Source organism: Hafnia alvei, from assembly GCF_900095695.1.
In the GTDB taxonomy this organism is placed as follows: Bacteria; Pseudomonadota; Gammaproteobacteria; order Enterobacterales; family Enterobacteriaceae; genus Hafnia; species Hafnia alvei_B.
The window spans coordinates 73,603-81,481 of the sequence record NZ_FMIQ01000082.1 but is presented as its reverse complement, the minus strand read 5'-3'; the positions used below and the strand labels follow the sequence as shown (position 1 = coordinate 81,481).

Below are 7,879 nucleotides of genomic sequence, written 5' to 3'. Positions count from 1 at the left end.
TTGAAACGGAAGAAGAGGCTGAGAAATTTACACGTGATTAATCGTTATTCTAGTTAGAAGGCCACCAAACGGTGGCCTTTGTCGTTTATGTGATTAAGCAAGCGCTAATACATGCTCGGAACAATGGAGTGGCCACAGGTGCTGTCTGCATTAGCGTCTGCGTTTTGGCAGGTTTGCTGACGACTTTGATCGTCAGTTGCTTTCTGATGATGGTATCCACCAGCGCACCCAGCAAGTACCAGAATAAATAAAACAGATAAAGTTTTGCACATAAGAACCTCAATGCTCACTCAGTTATTGTTTATTCTGAAAGTCTAGTGCATGACAGCGTTTTGTGTAGAGCCCGTTAGCCCAGCATTTTGTTGTAAACAAAGAACTGTGTATCTCTAACGTAGCCTTCTTTTTCATACAAGGCCTGAGCTTTAACGTTGTCAGTAGCCGTGCTTAGCATGATGAAGGCGGAATCAGTCTCTTTTGCCAGTTGATCGGCGCGCGCAATCAGCTGTTGCGCGACCCCAGATTTTCTTGCTTCAGGGGCAACATACAGATCATAAAGCAGCCAAATACGCTTCATTTCTAATGAACAAAACAGCGGATACAGCTGCGTGAATCCAACAGGAACGCCGTCTTTTTCAACAAAATAAATCACGGATTCATGATTGGCGATCCTATCCGTTAGGAATTTTTCGGCTTTTTCGGCTGATTCAGGGACTTGGTAAAATGCCCGGTAGCCTAAGTAAAGCGGAAGGATTTTCTTAACGTCTTGCAGTTGGGCTGTAAATAATTTCATTGTGTTATCACCTCTATATGTGTGATGAAAAGCATAGCGCTAAAAAACAGTTTATGAGAGTGATAGTCAGTATGGACAATTTTGCTGAATTTCAGGCGGCATTTTTATGTAAATTTAACTGAACATTTATTTTCAACGCCGCCATAGCAAAGCGAATGACTTTGAGGATGCCTTTCCCAGCCAAAAACTAATCTTACCTCTTAATTCTACAGAGAAAATAGGTATGAAATTTTCCACCACGTAGTCATAAAACATCTACGCTTGATGAGATAGCAAAGCAAAAACGTTAGCGATCCTAATCACAGACAGTGTGGATGATAAAATGGTGACAGCGACAATCTTACAGAACACAGGTGAATCGTCAGAGACGGTTTCACTTGAACTGATCTACCGACGTGCCGATTTGTTGATGTTTTTACTCGTCTGGGGGCTATTTGCTATTGCGGTTGGTGTGGGCTGGTATTATGAGCATATATCTACCGCATTAATCGCGGGGTTAATATTGGCACTTAGCTCTACGCTGATAAAGATGTTGTTTCCAGGAAAATTAATCACCCGATTGTTTTATGCGTTTACGCTATTAGGATTTGCTGCTTTATTGATCCAATTAGGTGAAGGGGAGACTGAGTTTCATTTCTCGGTCTTTGTTCTGCTGTCAGCGCTATTAGCTTACCGAGATTATCGACCGCTGCTTATGGGAGCGCTTACTGCGGCGGTTCATCATCTGTTGTTTAATTATTTACAGGAAAACGATCTTTATGGGATCGTCTGCTTTATGCATCCTGGATTCCATATGGTTGTTTTCCACGCAATTTTTGTGGTGGCACAAACGGCTATACTGATTTATATGGCGGTTCATATGGCACGGGATGCGCGCTCGGCAAGCGAAGTCGCACAGTTGGCATCACATATTAATCGAGAGCCAGGCTGTCTGACATTAGATCGCGAGGAGCACCCAAGCCACTCTGCTTTTGCCCGTACCTTTAGTTCCACCTTGAAAACGATGCGCAATACGCTTGGTCAGGTGAGCCACGGGATAGCGATGGTACAAGGTGATGCAGAAAGTATTCTGCGGCAAAATTCAGCGCTATCGCAGCGAACAGATGAGCAAGCATCGGCGCTCGCGGTGGTCGCTAGTGCGATGGCGCAGCTGACGTCTGTGTCTGCGCACACCAGCGAGAAAGCATTACTTGCTCAAGAATTATCCTTAAAAGCCACAAATATCGCGGCTCGCGGTGACGAAAATATTTCTTCTACAATCCAAACGATGGCGCAGATTAGAGAAGAATCGGTGCGCATCAGCAATATTCTAGAAATTATTGATGGTATTGCTTTCCAAACTAATATCCTTTCACTTAATGCCTCCGTGGAGGCAGCGCGTGCCGGTGTGCATGGCAAAGGATTCTCCGTGGTCGCTACAGAGGTCAGAATACTGGCTCAGCGCTGTGAAAATGCGGCGAAAGAAATACGTCAATTAATCGCAGTATCAGTCAGCTGCACTCAAACGGGATCGCGACAGGTGAGCGCCGCTGGCGTGACCATGCAGGAAGTCATGAGTTCGATTACACATTTGTCACAGCTGGTTGATGAGTTATCGGAAATGAGCGTCCAGCAGCGGGTCAGCATTGCGCAAATGCATAAAAGCATCGCGCAAATTGACAATAGCGTGCAGGAAAACGTAAGCCATGTGGCTGAGACGGTAAGGGTGGCTCAGCAGCAAGGGCACCAGGCCGATGCGCTCAAGCAGGCGATTTCGGTATTTCGTCTGGCGTAGTGTACCGCTAAATGCAGCGACTACTTCTCATGCAAACTTTGCTGCAGCTGCATGATGGTAGCCAAAAGTTGAGAAAACCCCGGTGAGTCAGCGACGTGTTTATTATGCAGAACGTAAAACGTAACAGGATCGAACGGAATATCAATATCGATCTGGCGGATATGAGGATAGTGATTATCTGTTAACAAAGAGGTGGGCACGAGGCCAATGGATTCTGTACTTTGTATAATGCTTAAAATAGTCATGACGGAATCACTAGAGAAGATAAAGTTCCGTTCTTTAAACAGGCGCGAAAGCTCAACTTGTCGACGCATAATATAAGGAATCGTCGAGTTTAAGCCACAGAAACGCTCGTTATACAGCTGTGTAATATCGACTTTACCTTGGAGGCGAGGGTGTTCCGTGCTGCATACTAACGTGAGTGTTTCGGTTGAAAACTCGGCCGAAATGACAGAGTGACTGGCCGTAGGGTGAAGATCAAAAACAAGGTCGGCTTGGCGATTAATCAATAGTTCGTCAACGTTGGTATTTTCAGCCAAGGTATGGTGCACGATCTCAACGTTAGGAGACTGGTGCTGTAGCAGATTAATCAGTTTTGGCAGATAGAACGTCGCCATAAACTGTGATGCATAAATAATAAACTTCTTCTTTTCAAGAGGATCAACGCGGCTATTTAGGGAAAAATCAACTAAACGCATGATTTCGGCTAATTGCTCATGGACTTTCAAACACACGAGCGTCGGCTGTAATACGTTTCCCTGTCGAATGAAGAGAATATCGTTGTAGTGATTGCGTATTTTCTGCAATGATTGGCTAACTGCGGATGGCGATATATTCAGCGTTTTGGCAGCCAGACTCACACTCTTACAACTAAAAATAGCTTCAAAAACAGTGAGTAAATTCAAATCTATGCTTCGTACTCGCTTGAGGATTTGTTTCTCATTGATATTACTCATTTCGTATCCCTGAACGCTTGATTTGGTGTGGAGCATATCATGAAGAAACTCACTCTGAGCCTGTGTTTTTATATATGCTTAATATAAAGACTATAAGCTAAAATTTAACCGATTCAATAATTTTAAGATAAAATCACAAATGGATAAATAAGCAAAGTAGGACGTAAGGGGAGAAGATTGTGAAGGAATGTAAGTGTATATGTTTAAAAGAGTTCTTGGCGTAATTTAAATGGCTTGCTATTTATAACCAGCTACGAATACATCAAGTAACTGGTCGTTAAAAATATTAGTGCGATACCGAATGAGAAAATATATTAATGATCAGTACGCCAGCAATAATAAACCCTAAGCCGATCATCGCAGGGAAATCGAGGCTTTGTTTGAATAAGATATAATTAGCGCCTGCAATGAGGACGATCCCTAGGCAGCTCCATATCGCATAAGCAATGCCAACGGGCATGGTTCGCGTTGCAATAGATAGCATATAAAACGCAATGGCATATAGAAGTGCCATGACAATAGTGAGTGCAGGACGAGTAAACTCTTTGGTATGCGGAAGAATCGACGTGGCTATGACTTCGCAAATAATAGCAAAAGCTAACGCACCATAGGTGATTAACGCGGGGGACATTATATATCCTTACAGATTAAAGGGGAAAGTGTGCAGGTCTACCTTATTACCACCATTATACGGTAAGGATCAGCGACTGAAAAATGATTCAATATGGTGAAATAAATAGTGCGGGAGCCTATTGGCTTCGTTGAAGTCGAAAATGAATGCAGTCCATATGGCAAGTAAAATGACGACAAGCCCAGTCATTGTATTGATCAAAAATCGCATAAATTTCCCTGCCACGATAATGCCAAAATACACTCTACATATCTTAGCAAGGCAAGTTCAACCTATCTTCAACAATCGCCATTTTTACAGGGTATTTGTTACGCAGGATAGCCGCTAAATAGACGAGATTTTATGCCGTTTACGATTGAAGCTATAATGACAATGCGGGCAGTGCATCATTATGCTGTCTTCAATTTTGAACTCATCAAAGCGACCTTTGTGATTGCATTCCTGACAAATAACAAACGCCTGCTTACTTTTAAATATATCGAGAACCTTAGTCATTAAGGCCATACATACCACCTTTTATAGTAGCGTGTAGCATACCATATCTGCCTTTTTAGCTCTTGGTGTTTTGTTCCATAGGTCGCTCATTTTTTAGAGCAAATTCGTGCTCTGAATGGGAAAAGTCCGTATCTTCTAGCACGAAATGCACCAGATGAAAAATACAGGCACTTACAATACGCCATTATCAGAACTGGAGTTCGTATAGAATGAATAAATCTGAACATAATATGAGCACATTTCCCTCTAGAGAAGAGTGCAATACAGTAGAGCAAAAATAGAATTGGGTGAGAAGTGAGAACGCTTCTTGCCCAATGGCTGAGAAAACCGCGAGACGAGTTTTCGACGTTCTGTAGGCAATAAGACTATGTTGATACAACAAAAGATGTACAGATAATCTTATACTGCAAGTAGAGCCGATGTATGGCGTACTGATGATGGTGCTAACAACAGGATCGGCGACTCAGCGCGCTAAAGAAATTATGAGTATCAGTTAAAGGCCGGGTGCTCACAGAAAGAGGTTATAAATGTCAGAGGTGATTGTCAGCGAGCTTATTCAGTGGATAGAAGGACAGCTTCAATTGAGTGAGGCAATTAAGGTTGATGCCATTGCAGCGAAAAGCGGGTATTCAAAATGGTATCTACAGCGTGAATTCAAACAGAAACAAGGCCTCTCTATTGCTGAATATGTTCGCAAACGACGCTTACATGAAGCGGCAACGTTGCTGTGCGCCAGTGAGCTTCCAATTATTGATATCGCGCTTAAATATGGCTTTAGCTCTCAGCAGACATTTAGCCGTGTATTCAGAGCTCACTTTGAAACATCGCCAGCCAAGTTTCGCGATAAAAGACAGTATCCTAGCCTCGATGAGGTAATGGAAATGAATAAGCGAGACTAGCTAGAACCGCCGTCAAGGCGGTTTTTTTATGGTCATTAAATGGATATCGGCATACTGCTAATAATACCGATGCCAAGGATATGTCTTTTGTTTGTGTATGCCCATAACGAAATACACCTAGTTCATTGAAAGATAAATGAACAATTATTGGCTAAAGAGAAAACGTGTCTAACCGATATATTGACGAGCAGCAGCGTTGCATTTGGTTTACTTAGCGTAGAGATGCTTATAGGCCGCACAATAAAAGGAACAATCTCATTGAAGTTTCAGCTATATCTAATAAAAATAGCGCCGTAATTGTGCAAAAAATTCGCGCACGAGAAAAATCCTATGGTTTACGTGTATACTTTTTTTGTACTTAATGTTTTCATTATGCTGGCGGATGTTAACGGAGGAATAATAATGTGTAACCTAATTAAAACTGAGGCCGTTGCCATTAGGCTTCTTTTTTCATGATATCACCCTCCATCCGTACAAAACTTAGTCATTATTTAAGAGGGATACAGAGCAAAGCCGCTGTAGCCTTAATTTTCGTTCTATCAGTACAGAGCGTTCATGTTTTAGCAGCCGAAACGCCTGTAGACACACCACAGTTAATTGCTGTTAAAGAACAAGAAGTTGCAAAAGTTGTTATTGGGATGATCCGCTATACTCGCTGGGCCAATTCTCCTGAACCTATCAAGCTTTGTATTGTTCCTCCTGCACGCTATGCACGCTTATTAGTCGAGGAGAGTATTGTGTTACCTAGTCGTCATGTATCTACGCAGATCGTTGATTTTTCACCAACGAAATTGCTTGAACAATGCGATGTGGTTTACTTCGGAAATATAAAACCGGCCGATCAAGAGTTGCTCATACAAAGCATGCAAGGAAAAAGTATTTTAACCATTGCAGAAGATAATCCAGAGTGTATTAAGGGCAGCGCATTTTGCTTACGCATTGATAATTCAGGGATCGCGTTTGACCTGAACTTAGATATTCTGGCGCGCAGCAATGTACAGGTGAACCCTAACGTGCTGCTTTTGGCGAAGAAAAAGGGTAATTAGATGAATCAAATTTTTGCCTCAAACGCCAATATGCCAAAACCGCGGCCGACTTTACGCCGCATGTTTCAGCGCATTCATCTGATGATCATCGCGATTACATTGCTTATGGCGGGTATACCGCTGTCTGTATTATCTGTGTTTACGTTGAAAACCTATGCAGAGCACAATTTGCAGTTGGTTGCGTCAACGATAAGTTACACCAGCGCAGCGGCGGTCGTATTCGGTGACAAACCCGCAGCTCAGGAAGCCCTCACGTTGATTGCGCGAAAAGAGCAAATTTACGAGGCTCGCATTTATGATCAAAAGAAAGAACTGCTGGCCAGTTGGACTTCACCGACTCGTTTGCATATGACCATCGATGATCCTATTCGCAAGTGGTTGCTGCCAAAAATGGTTGTGCAGCCTGTGATGAGTGAAAACGAAGTTGTGGGGTATGTGACGCTGACCGCAGGCGGCGCGACGATGGTAAAGTTTCTTGGAAACTTGATGCTCGGTCTATTGAGCTGTTTGGTGCTTACCGCACTGCTGTCATTGTGGCTGGTACGCCGGATGCACACCGGAATTGTTGACGAGTTACAGAATATTGCGCACGTTGCTCGTTCGGCCCGAGAAAATAGAGCGTTTTCTTTGCGCGTGAGACCGTCACAAATTGCTGAGATTAATGAACTCAGTAGAGGTTTCAACAGCCTGTTGCGTGAGATGGAGCTACAGCAGGCAGATTTGGTGAATGAAAACGATCAGCTTTCATACAAAGCATTGCATGATCCACTGACCTCATTACCTAACCGCTCCAACTTTATGAGCATGTTGGAAAGCATGAATACGGCGCAGGAACAAATATGCGTGATGTTCCTTGATGGCGATGGTTTTAAAGCGGTGAATGATACGTGGGGGCATGCCGCCGGCGATCACGTGCTGACAACTATCGCAGAGCGGCTGAGAATGCAAGTTCGCAAGAACGACTTAGTTGCTCGCATGGGCGGAGATGAGTTTTCAATCTTATTGCGCCACATTGCGCATAAGGATGACGTTATGCAAATCATAGACAAAATTGTTAAGGCAATGCGGGAAACAATATATCTACCTAACGGTGAGCCGGTATTTATTTCATTGAGTATTGGCTTTACGCTTTCACATGCACAGAGCACGCCGGTTGAATTATTAGAGAAGGCAGATGCCGCGATGTATCACAGCAAGCATAGCGGCGGTGGTTGGAGTATCTCATAACGAGAACGTTAAAAAATAGAAATAGGGAGTAGGAAACGTGAAAACGCATATTCACTGGAAA

7 protein-coding genes are annotated in these 7,879 nt (G+C 43.2%); 4 read left to right on the top strand and 3 right to left on the bottom strand.

The window, feature by feature from the left end; genetic code table 11:
* Window positions 1–346: 346 nt before the first annotated feature.
* Window positions 347–790, bottom strand: a complete 444-nt coding sequence (locus tag BN1044_RS22260) for a GNAT family N-acetyltransferase (RefSeq protein ID WP_072310518.1) — start codon at window positions 788–790, stop codon at window positions 347–349.
* A gap of 322 nt (window positions 791–1,112) precedes the next feature.
* On the opposite strand from BN1044_RS22260, the gene BN1044_RS22255 reads away from it, so the two are divergent.
* On the top strand, window positions 1,113–2,564 hold the full coding sequence (locus BN1044_RS22255; protein WP_072310517.1) for a methyl-accepting chemotaxis protein: 1,452 nt from the start codon (window positions 1,113–1,115) through the stop codon (window positions 2,562–2,564).
* 20 nt (window positions 2,565–2,584) lie between these two features.
* Here the strand turns inward: BN1044_RS22255 and BN1044_RS22250 are convergent, their stop codons facing one another.
* Window positions 2,585–3,520 (bottom strand): LysR family transcriptional regulator, encoded by a 936-nt coding sequence (locus tag BN1044_RS22250; protein WP_072310516.1) that lies wholly within the window; start codon window positions 3,518–3,520, stop codon window positions 2,585–2,587.
* A gap of 286 nt (window positions 3,521–3,806) precedes the next feature.
* Window positions 3,807–4,136, bottom strand: coding sequence for a DMT family transporter (locus BN1044_RS22245; RefSeq protein ID WP_217492957.1), 330 nt, complete (start codon window positions 4,134–4,136; stop codon window positions 3,807–3,809).
* Window positions 4,137–5,173: 1,037 nt separating this feature from the next.
* Here BN1044_RS22245 and BN1044_RS22235 point away from each other — a divergent pair.
* The 3 genes from BN1044_RS22235 (at window position 5,174) to BN1044_RS22225 (ending at window position 7,818) form a co-directional block, all read left to right on the top strand.
* Complete coding sequence (locus tag BN1044_RS22235) at window positions 5,174–5,545, top strand: helix-turn-helix domain-containing protein (RefSeq protein ID WP_072310514.1); 372 nt, start codon at window positions 5,174–5,176, stop codon at window positions 5,543–5,545.
* A 452-nt stretch (window positions 5,546–5,997) separates the two neighbouring features.
* The gene (locus BN1044_RS22230; protein WP_081329653.1) at window positions 5,998–6,591 is read left to right on the top strand and encodes a regulatory sequestration protein YfiR; all 594 of its coding nucleotides are present in this window, start codon (window positions 5,998–6,000) and stop codon (window positions 6,589–6,591) included.
* On the top strand, window positions 6,592–7,818 hold the full coding sequence (locus tag BN1044_RS22225; protein ID WP_247650335.1) for a diguanylate cyclase DgcN/YfiN: 1,227 nt from the start codon (window positions 6,592–6,594) through the stop codon (window positions 7,816–7,818).
* Window positions 7,819–7,879 lie beyond the last annotated feature (61 nt).